At 69.3% G+C, this 24,947-nt stretch carries 7 protein-coding genes; all 7 read left to right on the top strand.

Annotation, left to right across the window (positions count from 1 at the left end; translation table 11 throughout):
• A partial coding sequence (locus tag ASD86_RS27305; RefSeq protein ID WP_162253698.1) for a phosphopantetheine-binding protein occupies positions 1-365 on the top strand: 365 nt, incomplete at its 5' end.
• Positions 366-523: 158 nt separating this feature from the next.
• Complete coding sequence (locus ASD86_RS19025) at positions 524-2,926, top strand: M28 family peptidase (protein WP_056114237.1); 2,403 nt, start codon at positions 524-526, stop codon at positions 2,924-2,926.
• Positions 2,923-4,536, top strand: coding sequence for a cyclic peptide export ABC transporter (locus ASD86_RS27300; RefSeq protein WP_056114234.1), 1,614 nt, complete (start codon positions 2,923-2,925; stop codon positions 4,534-4,536). The genes ASD86_RS19025 and ASD86_RS27300 overlap by 4 nt, the downstream gene beginning before the upstream one ends.
• Before the next feature lie 36 nt (positions 4,537-4,572).
• On the top strand, positions 4,573-15,513 hold the full coding sequence (locus tag ASD86_RS19015) for a hybrid non-ribosomal peptide synthetase/type I polyketide synthase (protein WP_056114230.1): 10,941 nt from the start codon (positions 4,573-4,575) through the stop codon (positions 15,511-15,513).
• Between the two features lie 62 nt (positions 15,514-15,575).
• Positions 15,576-16,325 (top strand): thiol:disulfide interchange protein DsbA/DsbL, encoded by a 750-nt coding sequence (locus ASD86_RS19010; protein ID WP_162253697.1) that lies wholly within the window; start codon positions 15,576-15,578, stop codon positions 16,323-16,325.
• 35 nt (positions 16,326-16,360) lie between these two features.
• The gene (cysK, locus tag ASD86_RS19005; RefSeq protein ID WP_056115171.1) at positions 16,361-17,284 is read left to right on the top strand and encodes a cysteine synthase A; all 924 of its coding nucleotides are present in this window, start codon (positions 16,361-16,363) and stop codon (positions 17,282-17,284) included.
• Between the two features lie 74 nt (positions 17,285-17,358).
• Positions 17,359-24,918 carry a non-ribosomal peptide synthetase gene (locus tag ASD86_RS19000; RefSeq protein WP_056114225.1) on the top strand — a complete coding sequence of 2,520 codons (7,560 nt, stop codon included), beginning with the start codon at positions 17,359-17,361 and terminating at the stop codon, positions 24,916-24,918.
• Positions 24,919-24,947: the final 29 nt, after the last annotated feature.

Genomic DNA, 24,947 nt, shown 5'->3' with positions numbered 1-24,947 from the left:
ATGTGCGGCAGGTCTACGAAGCACCCGAAGGCGAGGTGGAACAGGCGCTGTCGCAGGTGTGGAGCGAACTGCTGGGCATCGAACGGGTCGGCCGTCACGATCACTTCTTCGCCCTGGGCGGTCACTCGCTGCTGGTCGTGCGTCTGCAAGCGATGATCGAACGCCGCTTGCAGCACCGCCTGACCATGGTGGAACTGTTCACCCACACCACCGTCGCGCAACTGGCGGCGTTCATTCGCGACGGCGATCGCGAGGCCGGTCGCTTGACCGACAGCGACCGCCGCGGCGAGCAACGGCGTGAAGCCTTGCGTCGTCGCCGCGGCAGGCGTGCGTCGGCCGAGCACGAAATCGAATTGGAAGATTGAACTCAGGACCGCGCGAGCGCGTGCGCTCGTGGCGGTAATTCATTGGAGGGGAGCGGATGAACGAGAACCAGGCAGGGGCGGGCAGCGACGGTGAGCCACGGACGCAGCCAACGCGGTGGTGGCGGACGCTGGCCGGACTGGCGGCGATCGCCGCCGCCGTGGCCGTGACAGGTTGGCTGTCGTCGCCGCCCGCCGTGCGCGCCGGCGACGGCGCCGGCAACGCGTTCTCGGTCGAGCGCGCGATGTCGCACGTGCGGCAGATCGCGCGCGCGCCGCATCCCACCGGCTCGGCGGCTAACGCGCAGGTGCGCGACTACCTCGTCGCGCAACTGCGCGCCAGCGGCCTGCGGGTCGAGGTGCAGCGCGAACTGTCGCCGGGCCAGGGCAGCTACGCCTGGGTCGAGAACGTCGTCGGCGTGCTGCCGGCGACGGGCGCTACCGACGGCAAGGCGCGCGACGCGGTGCTGTTGATGTCGCACTACGACTCCATCCCCTGGGCGCCCGGCGCGTCCGATGCCGGCGCCGGCGTGGCGACCGTGCTGGAGGCCGCGCGTGTCGCCGCCGCCTCGGACCGCGGAGTGCGCAAGCGCGATCTGATCGTGTTGCTGAGCGATGGCGAAGAAATGGGCGCGTTCGGCGCGCGCGCGTTCTTCGATCGCCATCCGCTGGCGCCGCGGGTCGCGACGGTATTCAACTTCGAAGCGCGCGGCAGCAGCGGGCCGGCGCTGATGTTCCAGTCCGGTCCGGGCAGCGCGCCGTTGTTGTGGTCGCTGCGCGGCGCCGCGCCGGTGGCGAATTCGTACTCCGATGAAATCTACAAGCGCATGCCCAACTTCACCGACTTCAACGTGTCGCTGGAGCGCGGGCTTCCGGGGCTGAACTTCGCCTTCATCGAGGGCTATTCGGACTATCACTCGCCCACCGATACGCCCGATAACCTGGCGCCAGCGACGCTGCAGCACATGGGCGACCAAGCCATCGGCGCCATGCGCGCGGCGCTGTCGGCTAGCTCGGTCGCGCCGGCCGCGGGCGCCGAGCCGGCCTATATGAACTTCACCGGCAAGGCCTTTTTCCAGTACCCGCGCTGGCTCGATCAGGCCGCCCTGGCAGTGGCCACGTTGCTGTTGATATTCGCCGCGTGGCGCGGCCGCCGCTCCGAAACCGCCGGCGCGTTGGCCACGGCGCGCGGCGCGTTGGCGGTGCTGGCGGCGATCGCGGTCGCGGTCTCGGTGGTGCTGTCGGTGTCGGCGTTCGTGCGCGAGGACTTCTGGCCCGGGGTGATGCAGCGCGCCGTCTCCGCGCATCAACTCGAATGGTTCCTCGCCTGGACCTTGCTGGCGAGCGGCGTGCTGGTGGCGATTCTCGGCGCCGCGCGCGGCGGCCTGCGCTGGTGGTGGGCGCTGGCCCTGGCCGCGCTCGCGGCGCTGCCGATGCTGCGGGCCGGTTCGGTATTCATTCCCGGCCTGGTCGCCGCCGCGCTCGTCGCCGGGCTGTTGTACAAGCCGCTGGCGGAGACGGCGCTGCTGCGCGGCGGCGAGGCGCTGTTGCTGGTGCTGGCCTGGGCGCTGACGCTGGCGCTTCCCGGCGCGGCCAATATCCTGGTGTGGTCGTTGCTTGCGCTCGCGCTCGTGCGCGCCATCGCCGTCGTGCGCGGACAGGCCGCGTCGGCGTGGACCTCGTTCGCGCTGGCGATGCCCGTGGTGGTGGTCGGCGGCGTGATCCTCGGCGATCTGGCGATGCGACTGGATCAGGCCTTGGGCGTCAGCGTGCCGGTCATCGGCGCGGTGCCGTTGCTGCTGCTGTGCGTGCTGTGCATGCAGGCCTGGCTCGCCAACGGCGCGGCGCGCGTGGGTACGGCGCTGGCGCTGTCGGGCCTCGTCGCCGCCGTCGCACTGGTATTCGTGAATCCGTTCGACACGCGGCATCCGCTGCCGAGCAGCGTGTTCGTATTGAACGACCGCGTGCAGAACGTGGATTGCCTGGCGAGCATCGACGCCACCGACGACGCCTGGAAGCGCTCGGTGCTGGGCGACGCGGCGCGCGCCTTGCCGAACAACTTTTATGCGCCCGAGGTCTGGCGCGAAACCCGCTGCCGGCCGCTGGGCGAGCGCGCCGCGGCGATCGGCACACCGGCGACGACGCGCATCCGCGTGCTCGGCGTGGAGCCGCAGGGCGACTTGCGCCGGATGCGTCTGGCGGTGACCGCGCAGGCGGGCCACGACGTGCTGGACCTGTACCTGCCCAAGGGCGTCGACGTGCGCAGCGCGTCCGTACAGAACCGTTCGATCAACGCGCCGACCGCCGAAGGCTTCGAGCAATGGCCGGTGCGCATCCGCGGCTTCGCGGTGCCGGCGGGCGAACTGGAACTGACGCTCGACCTGGGCCCGGGCCCGATTCCGGATGCGCTGCTGGCGGTGACCATCGACCATGGTCTGCCGGCCGGACTCGCACTGCCGGCGCGCCCGGCGGGTTTGATGGCGCAGACGCATCCGTATTCCGATGCGCGCGTCGGCGTCGCCCGTGTCGCGCTGGAAGCGGCGCAAGCCGGCCCGTCGCCGTGATCGCCGAAACGATCCGGCGTCATCGGATTCCGCTGGCCACCGCCAGCGCATTGGCCGCGGGCAGCGCGCTGGCCTCGATCGTGCTGATCACCCAGATCGGCACGATCGCGGGCGGCGTCTTCGCCGGTACGCCGCAGTCCATGCTGTGGCCGGCCGCGGCCAGCCTGATCGCGATGCTGGCGCTGTCGGCGGCGGCGCAGACCTTCCAGGCCCATTTCGGCGCCGCGGTGATCTCCGACCTGCGTTCGCAGCTGTGCGCGCGGTTCATGGCGCTGGACTACGCGCGTCTGATGTCCAGCCGCGAACGCATCGCCGGCGCACTGGTGGTCGACGTGACCCGGATCGCGCAGATGCTGCTGGTGCTTCCGCAGGCGTTCTTCAACGCGCTGGTGGCGCTGTTCTGCCTGGCCTATCTGGCCTGGCTGTCGTTGCCGTTGCTGTTGGTGCTGGCGGGATTCGTGGTGGTCAGCGTGGCCTGCGCCCTGGCCATCCTGCGCCGCACCGAACGCTTCTTCGCCCGCATCCGCGAGGAGGAAGACAGCCTGTTCCGCCACTTCCGCGCCATCGCCGAGGCGAAGAAGGAGCTGAGCATGAACGCCGCGCGCGCCGCGCATTTTTCCGAGCGCGTGCTGGGACGCGCGATCCGCGACAACGAGACGTCGTTGCGCGCGGCGAACCGCTGGCTGGGCTACACCGAAGTGTGGAACATGGCGATCGTGTACGCCGCGATCTTGTCGGTCGCCTTCATCGGCCGCGCCTATCTGGATCAGGACGCCTCGCAGGTGGCGCGCTTCGTCATCGCCTCGCTGTTTTTGATCGGACCGGTCAGCGGCCTGATCGCCGCCATTCGCCAGGTGGTCGCGGGAATGAGCAGCGTGCGTTATCTGCGCACCCTGGGTCCGGCGTTCTCGGGCACGGCGCAAACGGCCGCGATCGATCCGTCGCGGTTCGAGGGATGGTCGCGGCTTTCGTTCCGTCAGGTCGAGTACCGCTATCCGGGCGACACCGACGAGTTCCGTTTCGGGCCAATGGACCTGGAACTGCGGCGCGGCGAGATGGTGTTCGTGACCGGCGGCAACGGCAGCGGAAAGTCGACCTTGTCGCTGTTGCTCACCGGCATGCTGGCGCCGACTGGCGGCGAAGTGCGGGTGGACGGTCATGCGTTGACGGCGACCGACCTGGGCGATTTCCGTCAGCTGTTCACCGCCGTGTTCGCCGATTACTGGTTGTTCGACGATCTGCTCGACCGGCGCGGCCGCAGCCCGCCGCAGGCCGGGATCGAGGCCTTGCTGCGCAGGCTGGGTCTGGATCGCAAGGTCACCGCGACCGATGGACGGCTGAGCACGCTCGATCTGTCGCAAGGCCAGAGAAAACGCTTGGCGCTGACCCAGGGCTATCTGGAAGACAGCGACATCTACCTGTTCGACGAATGGGCCGCGGATCAGGACGTGGAATTCCGCCGCTGCTTCTATCAGGAACTGCTGCCCGAACTGAAGGCCGCCGGCAAGACGCTGGTGGTGATCACTCACGACGACCGTTACTTCGACGTGGCCGACCGCGTGGTCCGGTTGGAGTACGGGCAAGTGGCCGCCGATGCAAGCGCGGTTTGAGCGAACCACGAACGGCGTCATCGCAAGGAACACGCAATGAGCAAGGCAACAGGCAACTCCGATTCGTCCACGCCGCGCGAGGACCATGAGACCGCGATCGCGATCGTCGGCATGGCCGGGCGTTTCCCCGGCGCGGGCGACCTGGAAGCGTTCTGGGCGAACCTCGTCGCCGGGGTCGAATCGGTCCGCGATTTCGACGACGCGAGCCTGCGCGCGGCCGGCGTGCCGCAGTCCGATCTGGCCGACCCTCGCTATGTCCGCCGAGCCGGCGCGCTGGATGGAATCGAATCGTTCGACGCCGAGTTCTTCGCGATGACGGCGCTGGAAGCGGGCGCCACCGATCCGCAGCAGCGTTTGTTTCTGCAGACCGCGTGGACCGCGATGGAGCATGCGGGCTACGGGCCCGGGTCGAGGATGGGCACGGTGGGCGTCTATGCCAGCGCTTCGACGAACGCCTATTTTCTCGAGCGTTTGGCGCAGCGGCCGGACCTGATGCAATCGGTGGGGCCGATGGCGCTTTCGATCGGCAACGAGAAGGACTATCTCGCCACCCGCACCGCTTACAAGCTCGGGCTGCAGGGGCCGGCGGTGACGGTGCAGACCGCCTGTTCCAGTTCGCTGGTCGCGGTGCATCTGGCCTGTCAGGCGCTGCTGGCGGGCGAATGCGACATGGCGCTGGCCGGCGGCGTGTCGGTGCGGACTCTGGAACCGCGCGGCTATCGGCATGTGGACGGCGGCATCCTCTCGTCGGACGGGCGCTGTCGGCCGTTCGATGCCGATGCGAGCGGAACCGTGTCGGGCGACGGCGTCGCGGCGGTGTTGTTGAAGCCGTTGACGCAGGCATTGGCCGACGGCGACCGCATCCATGCCGTCATCATCGGTAGCGCGGTCAACAACGACGGCGACGACAAGACCGGATTCACCGCGCCCAGCGTCGAAGGGCAGGCGGCGGTCGTGCGCGAGGCGATGGCGGTCGCCGGGGTGGAGCCGGACACCATCGGCTATGTGGAAGCGCACGGCACCGGCACCGCGTTGGGCGATCCGATCGAATTCGCCGCGCTGAAATCGGCGTTCGGCGATGCGCCGGCCGCGTACTGCGCAGTCGGCGCGTTGAAGGCCAACATCGGCCATCTCGATGCCGCCGCCGGCATCGCCGGACTGGTCAAGGCCGCGCTCGCGGTCGGCCGCGGCGAACTGCCGCCGAATCCGCATCTGCGCCAGCTCAATCCGCATATCGATACAGCAGGTAGCCCGTTCCGTTTTCCGACCGCGCGCGAACCCTGGCCGCTACGTGACGGCGTGCGCCGCGCCGGGGTCAGCTCGTTCGGTATCGGCGGCACCAACGCGCATGTGCTGCTGGAATCGCCGCCGGCGCTCGCCGCAGTGAGCGCGCCGCGGCAGGCGCAGCCGCTGCTGCTGTCGGCGCGCACGCCCGACGCATTGACGTCGCTGGTGAACGCGATGCGGCGCCGGCTCGCCGACGCGGGCGACGATTACGCCGCGATCGCCCACACCACGCGCGCGGGCCGCAAGGCATTGCGCTACCGCACGGCAATCGCCGCCGCCGATGCGCCGGGCGCGATCGGACGCCTGGACGGCGCCGGTGTGCACGACGCCGAAAACGCACCGGCGCTGGTGTTTCTGTTTCCCGGCCAGGGCAGCCAGTTCGCGGCCATGGCCGCGGCGCTGTACGCGGCCTATCGCGGCTTTCGCGACGACGTGGACGCGTGCGCTCGCGTGCTCGAGCCGCAGCTCGGTCTCGATCTGCGGCCGCTGTTGCTGGAGCCCGAACATGCAGCGCGGCTGGACGCCACCGAGCTGACCCAGCCCGCGTTGTTCGTGGTCGGCTATGCGCTGGCGCGGCTGCTGGAATCCTTCGGCCTGCGCCCAAGCGCCATGCTCGGCCACAGCCTGGGCGAATACGTCGCGGCCTGCCTGGCCGGGGTGATCGCGCGCGACGACGCGTTGCGTCTGGTCGCGCTGCGCGGCCGCTTGGTCGCGCAATTGCCGGCCGGCGCCATGCTCGCGGCGATGGCCGACGAAGCCAGCCTGCGCGATCTGCTGCTGCCGCAAGTGGAGATCGCCGCAGTGAACGGCGCGCGCCAATGCACTCTGGCCGGACCGATCGACTCGATTCGCGCGCAAGCCGACACGCTGGCGGCGGCCGGCATCGCCTGCCGCGGCCTTAGCGTGTCGCATGCATTCCATAGCGCGATGCTGGAGCCGATCCTGCAGCACTTCGCCGATGCCGTCGCGCTGACGCCGCTGTCGGCGCCGCAACGTCCGTATGTCTCTAATGTCGATGGCGGATGGATCAGCGCCGAGCGGGCGACTTCGGTCGATTACTGGGTGGCGCATATGCGTCAGGCCGTGCGCTTTCACGATGGCTTGCGCACCTTGGCGTCGCTGGGCGAGATCGCGGTGGTGGAAGTTGGACCGGGCGCGGCGCTGGGCGCGTTCGCGCAAGCCGCCGGCGTGGCGTCGCGAAGTTTCCAGACCTTGTCGGCGAACGACCAGGAACCGTTGGCGGCGCTGCGCGCGACGCTCGCGGCGCTGTGGGCGCGCGGGCACAAGATCGACTGGCGCCGGGCGGTGCCGGAGGCGCCGCAACGCCGCGTGCCGGTGCCCACTTATCCCTTCGCCGAAGAGCGGCATTGGGTCGACGCGTTGCCGTCGTCGGCGCTGGAAGCTCGTAGCGATAACGTCGTAGTCCACCTGTCCGCGCAGTCCATCGGTGTCGCAGCGGGCGGTGTTGAAGCCGGTAGCGTCGCAACCGCGGCCTCGATTCCCGGCTGGCGCCGGCTGCCGCGGCCGCCGGCCGAATGGCCGATGGCGTTGCCGCAGGACGTCCTGTGGTTCGCCGATCCGGGCGGCGCCGATCTCGCGACGCTCGCACATCTGCGCACCCAGGGCTGGCGCGTGCGCCTGGTCGAAGCGGTCGCGGGCATTGCCGGCGTGGAAGCGCGATCGGACGGTTTCGCGCTCGATCCGGCGCAACCCGAAGCGCTGGCCCAGTTGATCGCCGAACTCGGCGGCGCAGTGCCTTCGCGAATCGTCTACGCCTGGCCGATGGCGGCCCGCGACACCGCTGGCGAATACGCTGAGCGGCTGTGCGTGCACGCGCCGATCGCGCTGGCCCGCGCCCTCGATGCGAGCGCCGACCCGCGCTGCAGCGTCGACGTGCTGACGGTGGCGGCGCAGTCGGTCGACGGACGAGAGCACGACGATCCCGCGCAGGCATTGGTGGCCGGCGTCTGCCGGGTCGCGCCGCTGGAATATCCGCGCATCGCATGGCGTTGGCTGGATGCCGAAGGCGGATCGAATGATGGTCATGCGCCGGCCGATCCGCTGTTGCTGGCGACGGCGTTGATCGGTCTCGGCGCGGATGGCGCCGCGCAGCGGGCCCATGCCGTCGTCGCCTTGCGCGGATCGCATGCGTGGGTGCCCGATCTGGCCGAGGCCGATATGCATGCGATCGATCCGCGCGCGATCGATCCGGCCACCGGCGCGGCGGCGCTGCGCGACCGCGGCCACTGTCTGATCCTCGGCGGCACCGGCGGCATCGGTCTGGCGTTCGCCGAGTACCTGAGCGCGCGCGTGGCGAATCCGCGGCTGACGCTGCTGGCGCGGCGCGAGCGCGGCGATATCGAGTCGCGACTGGACGCGTTGCGCGAGCGCGGCGCCGAGATCCGCCTGATCCGCGCCGATCTCACCGACGCGGACGCGCTGCGCGCCGTCATCGCCGATGCCGTGGCTTCGCACGGCGCCATCGATCTGGTCCTGCACGCGGCCGGCGCGGCGGGCGAAGGCCTGATCCGGCATGCCGATCGCGCGCGTCTGGCGCCGGTGCTCGATCCCAAGACCGCGGGCTTGCGTGCGCTCGATGCGGCGCTCGGCAACGCGCCGGCGCGCATCGTGCTGTGTTCGTCGATCAATGCGCTGCGGCCGGTTCCCGGACAAGTGGGCTATTGCGCGGCCGGCGCTTACCTGGACGCGTATGCGCAGAAGCGCTCGCGGCGCGGGCGACGCATCGTCTCGGTCAACTGGGGACCGTGGGCGGGCATCGGCATGGCGGCTGGGCAGGGCGCTGGCCAGATGCCGGATGCGCGCGCGATCGCCGATGCGTTCGATGCCGTGCTCGGATTCGGCGGGCGTCAATTGCTGCTTACGCCGGGTCATATCGCGTCGGTGCCGGCTGCCGCTGGGGAAGCCGCGCCGGCGCTCATCGACGCGGCGTACCCAGATGCGATCGGCGGCGAGTTCGAAGCGGTGACCGCGCGCATGCGCGTCATCTGGCGGGACTTGTTCGGACGCGACGCCGGCGACGATGCCGACTTCTTCGCCATCGGCGGGCATTCGCTGATGGCCTTGCAACTGATCGCGCGCGTGCAGCGTGACTTCGGGGTCGAGCCCTCGCTGCAAGCCCTGTTGGCCGCGCCGACCCTGGCGGGCATGGCGCGGGCGGTATGGGGTCCGATGCGCGGCGCGCAACCGGGCGCATTGCCGTTGGCGGATCGCAATTTGCCGTTGCCGCTGTCGTGGTCGCAACAGCGATTGTGGTTTCTGGATCAGCTGGATGCGGCGGCCGGCGCGGCGTATCACATCGCGGCGGGCGTGCGCCTGCGCGGCGCGTTGGACGAAGCCGCGCTGACGCGAGCCCTGGATCGGATCGTCGAGCGGCACGAGTCGCTGCGCACGGTGTTCGAGCACGGCGAGGACGGTCCGGTGCAGGTAGTACGGCCGGCAGCCGAGCTGGTGTTGGAGCGACAGGATTTGCAAACGGTGCCGGAGCCGCAGCGCGAAGCGACGATGTCACAGGCCTCCAAGGCATGGTCGTCGGCACCGTTCGACCTGTCGGCGCAGCCGCCGGTACGCGCGCTGCTGCTGCGTTTGCAGGCCGACGAACACGTGCTGGTGCTGGTGCAGCACCACATCGTGTCCGACGGCTGGTCGCAGGGCGTGCTGGTGCGCGAGCTGGGCGCGCTGTACGCCGCGTATGCGCAGGATCGGCCCGACCCGCTGCCGGCCTTGCCGCTGCAATACGCCGACTATGCGGCGTGGCAACGGGCGCGGCTTTCGCAGATCGACAGCGACGATCAGGTGCAGGCGTGGTGCGCGCAACTGCGCGGCGCGCCGGAATTGCTGGCGCTGCCGACCGATCGTCCGCGACCGTCGTTGCAGAGTTATCGCGGCGGTCGTCTGCCGTTGCGTCTCGACGCGGACCTGACCCAGCGACTGCACGCGCTGGCGCGAGCGCACGGCACGACGCTTTACACCGTGCTGCTGGCGGGCTGGAGCGCGCTGCTGTCGCGATTGAGCGGACAGGACGAGGTGGTGGTGGGTTCGCCGGTGGCGAATCGGCCGCGAGTGGAACTGGAAGGGCTGATCGGTTTCTTCGTCAACACCCTGGCGTTGCGGTTACGGGTGGAGGACACCGCGACCGTGGCCTCGTTGCTGGAGCAAGCCAGGACGAAGGTACTGGAAGGTCACGAACGCCAGGACGTGCCGTTCGAACGCGTGGTCGAGGCATTGCATCCGCAGCGCAGCCTGAGCCACAGCCCCGTGTTCCAGACGCTGTTGAGCCTGGACAACACGCCGGAGCGGACGCTGGCCTTGCCTGGATTGGAGGTCGAAGCTTATGCGGTCTCGCACGGCGCGACCCAATTCGACCTGAGCCTGACCTTGCGGGAAGAAGGGCAGGCGCTGAGCGGCGCGATCGAGTATTCCAGCGATCTGTTTGACGCGAACACCGTGGCGCGTTGGTCGCGGTGGCTGGAGCGTTTGTTGGACGGCATGGCGCGGTCGCCCGAGGCTACGGTGTCGTCGCTGGCCTTGCTGGACGAGCCAGAACGCGCGCGACTGCTGCTAGAAAGCGGCGGCGCTTCGACCGAGCAGCCGCAGCAGACGCTGGTGAATTTGTTCCAGGCGCAGGTCGCGCGCACGCCCGACGCGGTGGCCCTGCGCAGCTGCGAAGCGCGGTTGAGCTACGCGCAATTGGAAGCCGCATCCAACCGCGTCGCGCATGCATTGATCGAGCTGGGCGTAGTGCCCGACACTCGTGTGGGCCTGTGCGCCGAGCGCGGGATCGAACTGGTGGTCGGCTTGCTGGGCATCCTCAAGGCCGGCGGTGGCTACGTGCCGCTGGACCCGGGCTATCCGCGCGAACGCGTGCTGCAGATGCTGGAAGATGCAGCGCCGGTCGCAGTGGTAAGCACCGGTGGCGCGGCCGCGCGACTGGGCGTGGACGGCGTTGCGGTGCTGGAAGTGGGAGCGACCGCCGACAGTGCGAAGTCGCACGCGCCGCAAGTGGCATTGCGTCCCGACCACTTGGCCTATGTCATTTACACCTCAGGCTCGACCGGCCAGCCCAAGGGCGTCATGGTCGAACATCGCCAGGTCGCGGCGTTGTTCGCCGCCACCGAGGCATCGTTCGGCTTCGGCCCCGACGATGTGTGGAGCGTGTTCCATTCCTTCGCCTTCGATTTCTCCGTATGGGAGTTGTGGGGCGCGTTGTTGTACGGCGGCTGCGCGATCGTCGTGCCGTGGGAATGCACGCGTTCGCCGGAGGATTTTCTGGCTCTGCTGGCGCGCGAGCGGGTCAGCATGCTCAGCCAGACGCCGAGCGCGTTCCGGCAACTGATCGTGGCCGGCGCCGGCGATACGCCGCTGCCGGCGCTGCGCGCCGTCGTGTTCGGCGGCGAGGCCCTGGATCCGCGCATGCTGCGGCCGTGGATCGAGCGCCATCCACCGGAGCGGGTGGCGCTGGTCAATATGTACGGCATCACCGAAATCACCGTGCATGCGAGCTATCTGCGCCTGCACCGCGATGCGATCGAGCACGGCCATGGCAGTCCCATCGGCCGGGCCTTGCCGCACCTGCGCCTGTACGTGCTCGACGCGGCGGGCGAACCGACGCCGGTCGGCGTCCCGGGCGAACTGTATGTGGGCGGCGCTGGCGTGGCGCGTGGTTACCTGCATCGGCCCGAGTTGACCCAGCAGCGCTTTGTCGCCAATCCCTTCGTCGCCGGCGACCGTCTGTACCGCACCGGCGACCTTGCGCGGCGGCGCGCCGACGGCGGCCTGGACTACCTGGGCCGCAACGACTTCCAGGTGAAGATCCGCGGTCACCGCATCGAACTGGGCGAGATCGAGGCGGCCTTGCGTGGGCTAGATGGCGTCCGCGAAGCCGTGGTCGAAGCGCGCGAGGGCGGCGAGGGCGAGCGCCGGTTGGTGGCTTATTTCGAAACCGCGGATACGAACGTCGCGGCCGAGTCGCTGCGCGCGGCGCTGATCGCGGCGTTGCCGTCCTATATGGTGCCGTCCGCGTTCGTGCGCGTGAGCCACTGGCCGTTGACGCCGAGCGGCAAGCTCGATCGCGGCGCGTTGCCGACGCCCGATGCCGAGGCCGCGGTGCACCGCCGCTACCGCGCGCCGACCGACGCCTTGCGGCAGGCGCTGGCCGAAGTCTGGGCGCAGGCGCTGCAACTGCCGGTCGAACGCATCGGTATCGACGACAACTTCTTCGAACTCGGCGGCGATTCGATCCGCAGTATCGCGGTCGTGGCCGAGGGCAGGCGGCGCGGTTTTGGCTTCGCGGTCGTCGACCTGTTCCGGCATCCGACCGTGGATGCATTGGCGCAGGCGCTCGGATCGAACGCCGCAAGCGTCGAGGCCGAGGATGTGCCGGACTGGCTCGCGCTGGACGAGTGCGCGGTCGACGAATCGATCAACGACGAACTGCCCGATGGCGTGGAAGACGCGTGGGACGCGACCTTGCTGCAACGCGGGATGATCTTCCACGGCGAATACGGCGGCGCCCGCGGCGTGTACCACGATGTGTTCTCGTATCGTATCGATCTGCCCCGATGGGACGAAGCGGCCATGCGCGCAGCGCTCGATGCGGTCGCGCTGCGCCACCCTTCGCTGCGCAGCGGCTTCGAACTGCGTCGCGACGGCACGGTGAGGCAGTGCGTGCATGCGGCGGCGCGGATCGCGCTGACGTGCAGCGACCTGCGTGGCCTGGACGCGGACGCGCAGCGCGCCGCGGTGCTCGCGTTCCTGGCCGAGCAGCAGGCGCGGCCGTGGGAGCTGCACAAGGCGCCGCTGTTGGCGTTCTTCGTTCACCGCTGCGACGAAACCCGGATCCAGCTGACGATCGCGTTCCATCACGCGATTCTCGACGGCTGGAGCGTGGCACTGATGCAAAGCGAGCTATTCGCCGAATACTTCCGCGCCCTCGGCATGGACGTGCCGGCGCCGCTGCCGCCGACGGTCTCGCCGAAGACGGCAGCCTGGCTCGAACGCCAGGCGCTCGGCGCCGCGCACCACGCCGAGTTCTGGTCGGGGTATCTCGCCGACGCCGAAGCCACGATCCTGCCGGATCTGCCGGGTGCGTGGCCGCAAACGGACGTGCGCAACCCGACCGTCGTGGTGCCGGCGCCGGTGGCGGCGCGGTTGTCGTCGCTCGCGTCCGAATTGGGCGTGCCGCTGCGTTCGGTACTGCTGGCCGCGCATCTGCACGTGATCGGCCTGTTCGCGGACACGCAGGCGCCGATGACCGGCGTGGTGTGCAATACCCGCCCGGAAACCGACGGCGGCGAACGCACGCTCGGTCTGTTCCTCAACACCTTGCCGCTGCGGATGAGCGCGACGCCGGGCAGTTGGAGGCAACGGATCCAGGCGGTGTTCGACGAGGAAAACCGGCTGGCCGAACACCGTCGCTATCCGTATTTCCGCATCGTCTCCGAGCACGCCCAGCGGGCGCGTCTGGACGCGGTGTTCAACTACGTGCATTTCCACGCCCATCAGGCCATCCACGACGCCGTGCGCGATCGCGCGGTGCCCATGGCCGCGAACGATGTCGACACGGTCGAATCCACCGGTTTCGGCCTGACGACGACGTTCTCCGGCGCGGGCGATGGCCTCGCCCTGGCCTTCGATGCCGATCGCAGCCGTTTCGGCCACGATCAGGTGATGCGCATGGCCGATGCCTACCTGCGCGTGCTCGCGACGATCGCCGACGACGCCGACGCGGCGTGGCAGGCGACATCGGCCTTGCCCGCGCGCGAGCGCAAGCGTTTGACCGAGGACTGGAACGCGACTGAGCACGAATATCCGCGCGAGGTCATGCATGCCGGCTTCGAGCGCCAGGTGCGCGCGTGTCCGCAGGCACTGGCGGTGTTGTGCGGGGACGAGCGCTGGAGCTACGAGGCGCTGAACGAACGCGCGAATCGGATCGCGCATCGGCTGCTGGCCGACGGCGTGCAGGCCGGCGATCGGGTCGGCATTCTGCTCGAACGCGGTCCGTGGATGGTCGCGGCGGTGTTGGCGGTGGCGAAGGCCGGCGCGGCCTACGTGCCGCTGGATCCTGCGCATCCGGTGCAGCGACTGCGCGAAACCTTGGAGGACTGCGCGCCGCGGATGGTGTTGTCGCAGCGGTCGTTGTCGCAGCATGAAGGTTTGTCGGTAGCACGCGTGCTTTACGTCGACGACCCGGAACCGTGGTCGAACCAGCCGGTGTGGAATCCGTCGTCGCAAGGCATCGGCATCGACGCGCAAGCATTGGCGTATGTGATCTACACCTCAGGCTCGACCGGCCGACCCAAGGGTGTGATGGTCAAGCACGCGGCGGCGACGAACCTGTTCGCATGGGTGGAATCGACGTTTGCGATGGGGCCGTCGGACCGGGTGCTGTTCACCACCTCTTTGAGTTTCGATCTGTCGGTGTACGACCTGTTCGGCGTGCTGTGGAGCGGCGGCAGCGTGCATGTGGCGCGCTCGGAAGAGGTGCGCGATCCGGCGCGTCTGATCGAACTGCTGCGCAGCGGGATCACGTTCTGGGACTCGGCGCCTGCGGTGTTCGCCGGGTTGGTGAGTTTGTTGACGGAGGAAGTGTCGCGCGATCTGCGACTGGCGTTCTTCAGCGGCGACTGGATCGGCCTGGAACTGCCCGATACGGTCCGGCGCGCCTTTCCGCGCTGCGAAGTGGTGGCGCTGGGCGGCGCGACCGAGGCGACGGTGTGGTCGAACTACCATCGTGTTAATCGGGTGGAGCCGCACTGGAAGAGCATTCCGTACGGCCGTCCGATCTGGAACGCGCGTTACTACGTGCTCGACGCGCGCGGCGAGCCGAGTCCGGTCGGCGTGCCGGGCGATCTGTATATCGCCGGCGATTGCCTGGCCGAGGGTTACTGGAACCGCGAAGAACTGACCGCCGAACGGTTCGTTCCCGATCCGTTCGTGCCGGGCGAACGCATGTACAAGACCGGCGACCGGGCGCGTTTCTGGGCGGACGGGACGATGGAGTTCCTGGGCCGCAACGATTTCCAGGTGAAGATTCGCGGTTACCGGATCGAGCTGGGCGAGATCGAATCGGCGCTGCAGTCTTGCGAAGGCGTACGCGATGCGGTGGTGGTGGCACGCGGCGAAGCCGGATCGGAGCGGACCTTGGTTGCGTACTGGCAGGGCGATGCGGTCGAAGCGTCGGCATTGCGAAGCCAGCTGCAGTCGCGCTTGCCGGAATACATGCTGCCGTCGGCCTACGTACGCGTAGACCACTGGCCGCTGACGCCGAACGGCAAGCTCGATCGCACGGCATTGCCGGCGCCGGAAGGCGACGCGCATGCGCGGCAAACGTACGAAGCGCCCGAAGGCGACATTGAGCAGGCGCTGTCGCAGCTATGGACCGAACTGCTGGGCGTCGACCAGGTCGGCCGCCACGATCATTTCTTCGCACTAGGCGGGCATTCGTTGCTGCTGGTCCAGTTGTCGCTGCGGATGCGCGAAATGTTCGCGATCGAACTGACCATCGACGTGCTGATGCGTTCGCCCGTGCTCAAGGCCATGGCCGAGGCGGTTGTCGACATGCAATTCCAGACCTATCTGGGCGGCGATGCGCAGGCCTTGAGCGACAGTCTCGACGGACTGTCGCGCGACGAGTTGCTGGCGCTGCTGAACGAGGAAGACGGGGTGACATGAGCCGCGACCCGCGCCAAACCAAGACACGCACGATCGGATATTCATTCATCGAGGAAGACAGCATGAAGCACTCAGTCATTGAACAAGCAGGCAACGGCGAAGCAGGCAAGCGCGAGGCCGGCAACCGGGCGAGCAGGATGGCGCCATCGACCCGGCGCGCGCGCGCGCGCGGCGCGATCGCCTGGATCATGGCCATCGCGCTGATCGCCTTCAGCACCGTCGCGCCAGCGCGGCAAGCCGCGCCCGTGGCCGGAGTCGACTACACCATCCTGGCCAAACCCGCGCAGGCCTCGCCGGGCCCCGGCATCGAAGTCGTGCAGGTGTTCAGCTATGCCTGCGGCGCCTGCGCGAAGTTCGATCCGGCGATGCAAGCATGGCGCCACAAGCTGCCGCGCGACGTGCGCTTCCAGTATGTGCCGGCGGTGTTTGGCGGCGCCTTCGATGCCGGCGCCAAGGCCTATTACGCGGCCGCGCAATTGGGCGTGGTGGACAAGACTCACGCGGCGATTTACCGCGCCGTGCATGTCGAGCAGACCCTGACCGGCGACAGCCCCGATCAGATCAGCGACGCCTACGCGCGCCTCGGCGTAGACCGCGCACGCTTCGCCAGCGCGTACGCCAGCAAGAAAACCGACGAACGCGTGCAGTGGGCGAGGTCCTACGCGATCGCCGCCGAGGTCGACAGCACGCCGACGATCATCGTGGCCGGCAAGTACAAGCTGGCGCCGAAACCCGGCGCGGCGCCGGAGGCGCTGCTGGCCACGGTCGACTACCTGATCGGGGTCGAACGCGCCGCGCGCGCCAAGCGTTGAACGCCGATCCGCACGGACGCAACGAGGAGACGCCCTTGCTATACGACTCAATCCTGGACACCGTGGGCCGCACGCCGATCGTCAGGATCAACCGGTTGGCGCCGGCCGGCGTGGATATCTTCGTCAAGGTGGAGGCGCGCAATCCCAGCGGTTCGATCAAGGACCGGATCGCGGCCTCGATCCTCGACGACGCGATCGCGCGCGGCGCGTTGCGTCCGGGCCAGGCCGTGGTCGAGGCGACGTCGGGCAACGCCGGCGTCGCCCTGGCTATGGCCTGCGCGGTGCGCGGCTATCGCTTCGTGGCCTTCATCAGCGACAACTACTCGGTCGAGCGGCGGCGCCTGATGCGCGCGTATGGCGCTGAAGTCGTGCTGACGCCCGCGGCCGAAGGCGCGATGGGCCGCAGCCGCGCCGCGCGCGAGTACGCCGAGCGCACCGGCGCGTACTTCGCCGATCAGTACGCCAATCCGGCCAATCCGGCCTGCCACCGCGACAGCACCGCGCGCGAGATCCTGCAGGCGTTCGCGCAGCGGCGGCTGGACTGGTTCGTATCGGGCTGGGGCAGCGGCGGCACCTTGAGCGGGGTAGGCGCGGCGTTGAAGGCCGCGCGCACCGACGTGCAAGTGGCGGCGGCCGAACCGGCGCGCGCGCGCGTGCTCGCCGGCCATCCGTGGACCGCGCACGAGATCGCCGGCTGGGCGCCGAATTTCATGCCCGCGGTGATGACGCCCGAAGTGGTCGACCGGACCGTCGCCGTGGACGAAGACGAAGCGCGCGAGGCCGCGCGCGAACTCGCGCGCCAGGAAGGCCTGTGCTGCGGCATTTCCTCGGGCGCGGCCTTCGTCGCGGCGCGAACAATCGCGGCGCAGGCGCCGGCCGGCAGCGCCGTGCTGACCATCCTGCCCGATACCGGCGAACGTTATCTGTCCACCTCGCTGTTCGACAGCGCCGACGCCTGAGTCGGCGCCGCGCCAACCAAATCCGCGCCAGTCGATTCCGCATTCCCGACGTAACCGCAACCGCAAAGTCCCCGATGACCGACGACACCCTCAGCCTGGAACAACTCAAGCGCAAGATCCTGCAGCGCGCGCTGGACAAGCGCATGCGCGAGGCCGCGCCCGCGTCGACGGCGATCGCGATCGCCGACCGCGGCGAAGGCCTGCCGCTGTCGTTCTCGCAGCAGCGGCTGTGGTTTCTGGACCGGCTGGAACCGGCCAGCGCCACCGCCTATCTGTTGCCGGCGACGCTGCGTCTGAGCGGCACGCTCGATCGCGCCGCGCTGCGGACTACCCTGGACCGGATCGTGGCGCGGCACGAAGTCCTGCGCTGCGCCTTCGTCGAGCGCGATGGCGCGGCGCGCGCGCAGCCCGCGCCCGCCGACATCGGCATGCCGATGCGCGAGGACGATCTGAGCGGACTGCCGGCTGAGGAGCGCCAGGCGCGGATGCAGGCGATCGTCGCCGAGGAATGCGCCACGCCGTTCGATCTCACCCGTCCGCCGCTAGTGCGCTGCCGCTTGCTGCGGATGGACGAGCACGAGCATGTGGTGATCCTGGTGCAGCACCACATCGTCTCCGACGGTTGGTCGCTCGGCGTCCTGGTCGGCGAGATCGCGGCCTTGTATCAGGCCTTTCGTCTCGGCGCCGACGATCCATTGCCGCCGCTGCCGCTGCAATACGGCGACTACGCCGCGTGGCAGCGCGACATCGACGACGGCGCCGCGATGCAGGCGCGGCTGGAGGCCTGGCGCGAGCGCATCGGCGATGCGCCCGGTCTGCTGGCCTTGCCATCCGATCGCCCCCGGCCGCCCCAACAGAGCTTCGCCGGGGCGACCGTTGCCGTGGCGTTGCCCGCCGCGCTGTCTGCACGCGTACGCGAGTTCGCTTTGTCCTGGGACGCGACCGCGTTCAACGTGCTGCTCGCCGCTTGGTCGGTGCTGCTGTCGCGGCTGAGCGGCCAACGCGATCTCGTGGTCGGCGTCTCGGCGGCCAATCGCGGCCGCAGTGAGGTCGAAGGGCTGATCGGCTTTTTCGTCAACACCCTGGCGCTGCGCGTCGACCTGCGCGACGCGCCCGACGTGGCGACGCTGATGGAACGCACCCGCGAGACCTTGTCGTTTGCCTACTCGGCGCAGGACGTGCCCTTCGAGCGCGTGGTCGATGCGGTCCGGCCCGCGCGCAGCCTGGCGCATGCGCCGCTGTTCCAGGTCATGTTGAACTTCGACAACACCCCGGTCGCGGCGCTGGACCTGCACGAGCTCCGGGTCGAGCCCGTGCGCCTGGAGCAGGCCGCGACCCATTTCGACCTGACCCTGGCGCTGAGCGACGACGGCGAACGCATCCAGGGCCGGCTGGAATACGCCACCGACCTGTTCGACGCCGCCACCGCGCAGCGCTGGGCCGGCCACTTGCTCGCCGTGCTCGAATCGTTGACCCAGGCCGCGCCGTCGACCGCGGTCGACGCGCTGGATGCGCTCGGCCCCGGTGAGCGCGCGAGGCTGCTGCGCGACTTCAACCGCACCGATACCGTGTTCGCGGAAGAGCTGTTGATCCACCGGATGATCGAAGCGCAAGCGCGCAGGACGCCGCAGGCGGTGGCGGTGGAGTTCGAAGGCACCCAGCTGAGCTACGCGCAACTGGATGCGCGCGCCAATCGTCTGGCGCGTTACCTGCGCGCGCGCGGTTGCGGCCCGGACGTGCTGGTCGCGATCGGCATGGAACGCTCGCTGGAAATGGTGATAGCCCAGCTCGGCGTATTGAAGGCCGGCGCCGCGTTCCTGCCGCTAGATCCGTCCTATCCGCTCGATCGTCTGGCTTACATGCTGGAGGACGCATGCCCGCGCATTCTGCTGAGTCAGACGCGGCTGGCATCGATGTGGCCGGCGCAGGCCTCGCGCGAAACTTTAGCCTTGGACACGCAATGGGGCGAGGTCGAGGCGTATCCAGCGATGCCGCTGGAGGCGACGGACGAGGCGCCGACTGAACTGACGCCCGATCACTTGGCCTACGTCATCTACACCTCAGGTTCCAGCGGCCGGCCGAAGGGCGTGATGGTGCATCACCGCGGCATCGCCAATCACATGGCGTGGCTGCGCGCGCACTACCCGATGGACACCCGCGACATCCTGATCCAGAAGACGCCCTTCAGTTTCGATGCCTCGATCTGGGACTTCTTCAGCGCGCTGATCTGCGGCGCGCGTCTGCTGGTCGCCGCGCCCGGCCGCCATTTCGACGCCGACTATCTCGTCGAGCTGATCCTGCGCGGCGGCGCGACCCGGCTCAAGCTGGTTCCGACCTTGCTGCGGGCGATGCTGGATCACCCGCGTTTCGGCCAGTGCACTTGCCTGCGGCAGGTGTTTTCCGGTGGCGAAGCATTGCCGTACGAACTCGCACAGCGCTTCTTCCAGGTGCTGCCGGGGACCGAGCTGTTCAACCATTACGGACCTACAGAAACCTCGGTCAATGTCTGCTACGCGCGTTGCCGGCCGGACGATCCGGGGGCGCGCGCGCCGATCGGCTGGCCGATCGCCAACACGCGTTTCTACATCGTCGACGCGGCGATGCGCCCGGTGCCGGTGGGCGCGCCGGGCGAGTTGCTGATCGGCGGCGTGCAGGTCGCGCGCGGCTATCTCAACCGTCCCGACCTCACCGACGAACGTTTCGTCGCCGACCCGCTGGATCCGGCCGGCGGCCGCGTCTATCGCACTGGCGATCTGTGCCGCTGGCTGGACGACGGCAGCGTGGAATACCTGGGGCGCAACGATCAGCAGGTCAAGATCCGCGGTTTCCGCATCGAACTGGGCGAGATCGAAGCGCAACTGCTCGCGGCCGCGGACGTGCGCGAAGCGGTGGTGGTGGCGCGCGCGGGCGAAGCCGGCGAGAGCGGCGGGCCGGGCGACGCGCGGCTGGTGGCCTACGTGGTCGCGCACGACGGCGCCGAGCCCGATCCGTCGGCGTTGCGCGCCGGGCTGGTCGCGAGTTTGCCCGAGTACATGGTGCCGGCGGCGATCGTGCGGCTCGCGGCGTTACCGCTCACGCCCAACGGCAAGCTCGACCGCAATGCGCTGCCGGCGCCGGACCGCGGCGCGATGGCGGTGCGCGGCTTCGTGGCGCCAGTGACGCCGACCGAACAACGGGTGGCGGCGCTGTGGCGCGAACTGCTGGGGCTGGAACAGGTCGGACGCGACGACAGCTTCTTCGAATTGGGCGGGCATTCGATGCTCGCGATCCGGATGGTCGCCAGGCTGCGCGAGCAAGGCGCCGCGGTCGATGTGCGCGCGGTGTTCGCCGCGCCGGTGCTGCATGCGTTTTGCGCGCAGCTCGATGCCGGCATTGGCCGCGCGGCGAGCGCGATCGATGCGGGCGGGGTGCCGAAGCACGCGACGAGACTGCACCCGGACATGGTCCCGCTCGCGGGCCTGTCGCAGGCCGAGCTGGACAGCATCGCCGCGCGGGTTGCGGACGGCGCGGCGGGCATCCAGGACGTGTATCCGCTCGCGCCGTTGCAGCAGGGCATCTTGTTCCACCATCTGGCAGAAGAGGTCGGCGATCCGTATCTGTCGACGTTCGTGCTCGGCTTCTCGGACCGGCGCGGACTCGAGCGCTTCGTGGAGGCGCTGCGGACGGTCGTGGCGCGTCACGACATCCTGCGCACATCGATTCACTGGCAGGGGCTGACCCAGCCGGTGCAGGTGGTGCACCGCGAGGTCGATCTGCCGCTGCGCGAAGCGGCGGTGCCGGCGGGCGAGGACACGGTCGCCTGGCTGTCGCGCATCGCCGATCCGGCGACGGTTCGCATCCTGCTCGATCGCGCGCCGCTGATCGCGCTGCATGCCGCGCCCGAGCGCGCCGGCGATAACACTGATAATCGCGCCGATGATCGCGCAAGCGGGGAATGGCGGCTCGCGCTGGTCAATCATCACCTGATCAGCGATCACGTCACCCTCGAACTGATCCTGCGCGAGGTCGCGGCCTTGCTCGACGGCCGCGCCGCGCAATTGCCCCGTCCGGTGCCGTTCCGCCAGCACATCGCCGCGATCGCCTCGCAATCGGCGCAAGCGCAAGAAGCCTATTTCACGGACTTGCTGGGCGATGTCGACGCGCCGACCGTCGCCTTCGGCGTGGACACGCTGCGCGACGGCCCGTCCGGGCTGCACGAGGCGCGGCAGTCGCTGTCGGCGCGACTGGCCTCGCGCATCCGCGCCGTTGCGCGTGCGCGCGGCATCGCCCCGGCCGCGCTGTTCCATGTGGCCTGGGCGCAAGTGCTGGCGCGCTGCAGCGGACGCGACGACGTGGTGTTCGGCACCGTGTTGTCCGGACGCATGGGCGGCGACCGCGCGGACGAGATGATGGGCGTGTTCATCAACACGCTGCCGTTCCGCCTGCGCATCGACCGGCGCGATGCCGGCGCCGCGGTCGACGCCGCGGTCGCGCAACTCGCGGCGCTGCTGGGACACGAGCACGCGCCGCTGGCGCTGGCCCAGCGCTGCAGTGCGGTACCCGCGCCGCAACCGTTGTTCACCACGCTGCTCAATTACCGCCACACCGTGTCCGTGGCCGAGCCCGGCCCGGGCGGCGCCGACTGGGATCGCATCCGCGTGTTGTTCATGGAGGAGCGCACCAACTACCCGCTGTCGATGTCGGTCAACGACGAAGGCGATGGTTTCACCTTGGTCGTGCACTGCGCGCGCGAGATCGATCCGGCGCGCACCATCGGCCTGCTCGATCTGGCGCTCGACGGTCTGACCGAAGCGCTCGACAACGCCGCTACGACCGCCGTGTGCGATCTCGAAGTGCTGCCCGCATCCGAGCGCGCGCTCATGCTGGAGGAGTTCAACGCCACCACGGTCGCTTATCCGCGCGGACTCACCGTGCATGGCCTGTTCGAAGCGCAGGCCGCGCGCACGCCCGATGCGGTCGCGGTGGAGTACGAAGGCGCGACCTTGAGCTACGCGCAACTCGACGCCGCCGCCAACCGGGTCGCGAACCGGCTGCGTTCTTTCGGGATCGGACCGGAGGCACGGGTCGCGATCTGCGTGGAGCGTTCGCTGCACCTGCCGATCGGCCTGCTCGGCATCCTCAAGGCCGGCGCCGCGTACGTGCCGCTGGACCCGGCGTACCCGTACGAGCGCTTGAGCTACATGCTGGAGGACTCGGGCGCGGCGGTGTTGTTGATGCAATCGGGTCTGGCGGAAACGTTGCCGCAACTGGCGGCCGCATCCGAGCAGGTCTGGCGACTGGACGACAGCAGCGAGTGGTCCGGTTACGGCGCGCAGGCCGCGCCGTTGCCTGATCTGAGCGAGACCCGCCTGGCGTATGTCATCTATACCTCCGGCTCGACCGGCCGTCCGAAGGGGGCGATGAACCAACACGACGGCGTGGTTAATCGCCTGCTGTGGGCGCGCGATCATTTCAGCATCGACGCGGACGATGTCGTGCTGCAGAAGACCTCGTTCGGATTCGACGTCTCGGTGTGGGAGATCTTCCTGCCGCTGCTGAGCGGCGCGAGGCTGCTGCTGGCGCGGCCGGGCGGGCAATCGGATCCGGCCTATCTGTCGCGCACGATCGCGGATCGCGGCGTGACCATGATGCATTTCGTGCCGTCGATGCTGCAGGCCTTCCTCGACGCGGGCGATGCCGAAGCCTGCAAGGGACTGCGGCAGGTGCTGTGCAGCGGTGAAGCGCTGTCGACGCGGCTGCAACAGCGCTTCCGGCAATGGCTGCCGCGGACGCGGTTGCATAACCTGTACGGGCCGACCGAGGCGGCGGTCGACGTGACCTGCTGGGCCTGCAAAGAGCGGGCGCCCGAGTCGGTGCCGATCGGCCGGCCGATCGCGAATACGCGCATGTACGTGCTCGACCAGCGACACCGGCCGGTGCCGCTCGGAGCGACGGGCGAGTTGTATATCGGCGGCGTGCAGGTCGGCCGCGGTTATTGGAATCGCCCGCAACTCACCGCCGAGCGTTTCCTGCCCGATCCGTACGCGACGCGGGGACGGATGTACCGCACCGGCGATCTCGGCCGTTGGCGCAAGGACGGTGCGCTCGAATATCTCGGACGCAGCGATTTCCAGGTCAAGATCCGCGGCTATCGGGTCGAGCCGGGCGAGATCGAAGCCTGCCTGGCCGCGCATGGGGGCCTGGACGACGCGCGCGTGGTCGCGCGCGATTTCGGCGACGGCGATCGCAGACTGGTCGCCTATGCGTTGCCGTCGGCGCGCAACGCCGCGGTGCCGCGCGCGCTGGCGGCGCTGGCGACGCAGACGGACGCGCAGACGCTGGAGCTGGACGGCCTCGGCGAGGTGTTCCATCTCAACACCAGCGAAACGCGCTTCCTGCACGAGGAAATTTTCGGCGGCGACGCCTATCGCCGCCACGGCGTGCGCCTGGACGACGGCTGCTGCGTGTTCGACGTCGGCGCGAACATCGGCATGTTCGCGATGTACGTCGGCGCGCAATGCCGCGACGCGCGGATCTTCGCCTTCGAACCGATCCCGCAGGTGCATCGCATCCTGCGCTTGAACGCCGAACTGCGCGGGCTGGACGCGACCGTCTACGATTGCGGCTTGGCCGCGGCGCCGGGCGAAGCCGAGTTCATTTTCTATCCGCACAACAGCATCGTCTCCAGCAGCGTGCTCGATGCCGATGTCTCGCGCGGGGTGGTCGAGTCCTATCTGAGTTCGTCCTCCGTCGATGCTTCCGGCACCGGCGAGGATCTGCGCGAGCTGCTGGACGAGCGCATGCAGGGCGAACGGGTGCGAAGGCCGTTGCGAACCGTCTCGCAGATCATCGACGAACACGAGGTCGCTTGCATCGACCTGCTGAAGGTCGATGTGGAAGGCGCGGAGCTGGAGGTGTTGCTCGGCATCGAGCCCGCGCATTGGCCACGCGTGCGTCAGGTGGCGGTGGAAGTGCACGACGTCGACGGACGGCTGGCGCGCGTGCGCGGCCTGCTCGAGAACCACGGTTTCGTCGTCGCCAGCGAGCAGGATGCGGCGCTGGCCGGAACCGCGTTGCACAACGTCTATGCGATCCGTCCTGAGGCGGCGTCACCGGCCGACGCACCGCGCGCACTCGCGACGCAGGCGGCGCGCTGGAACGGACGCGGCGCGCTCGAGCGCGATTTGCGCGAGCACGTCGCGGTGCTGCCCGAGTACCTGCGCCCGTCGCATTACGTGTTCGTCGCGCGGATCCCGACCACCGCCAACGGCAAACTGGATCTAAGCGCGTTGCCGGCGCCGGGAGGCGGTCCCGCGCCCGCCGGCCGGCGCGAGCCACCTGCCGATCGCGGCGAACGCGACCTCGCCGCGCTGTGGAGCGAATTGCTCGGCGTCGCCGAGGTTTGCCGCGACGACGATTTCTTCCTGCTCGGCGGCCATTCGCTGTCCGCGTTGCAGCTCGCGCTGCGGGTACGCGAGCGCCTGGGCATCGCCCTGACCGTGGGCGACGTGTTCGCGCATACGACATTGGCCGCGATGGCGGCCGCGGCGACCGAGAAGGGGCTGTCGGTTTTCGACGCCCGGGCGGTGGAGGAGGCCAGCGCGGGGCTCGACGGGCTCAGCGAGGAAGAACTGCTGGCGCTGCTGGACGAGTAAGCGCCGTGGCCCGATGGGCGAAACGACGA

The sequence above is a fragment of the Lysobacter sp. Root690 genome (genome assembly GCF_001427785.1).
In the GTDB taxonomy this organism is placed as follows: Bacteria; Pseudomonadota; Gammaproteobacteria; order Xanthomonadales; family Xanthomonadaceae; genus Lysobacter.
This window is presented reverse-complemented; position numbering and strand designations above follow the sequence as displayed.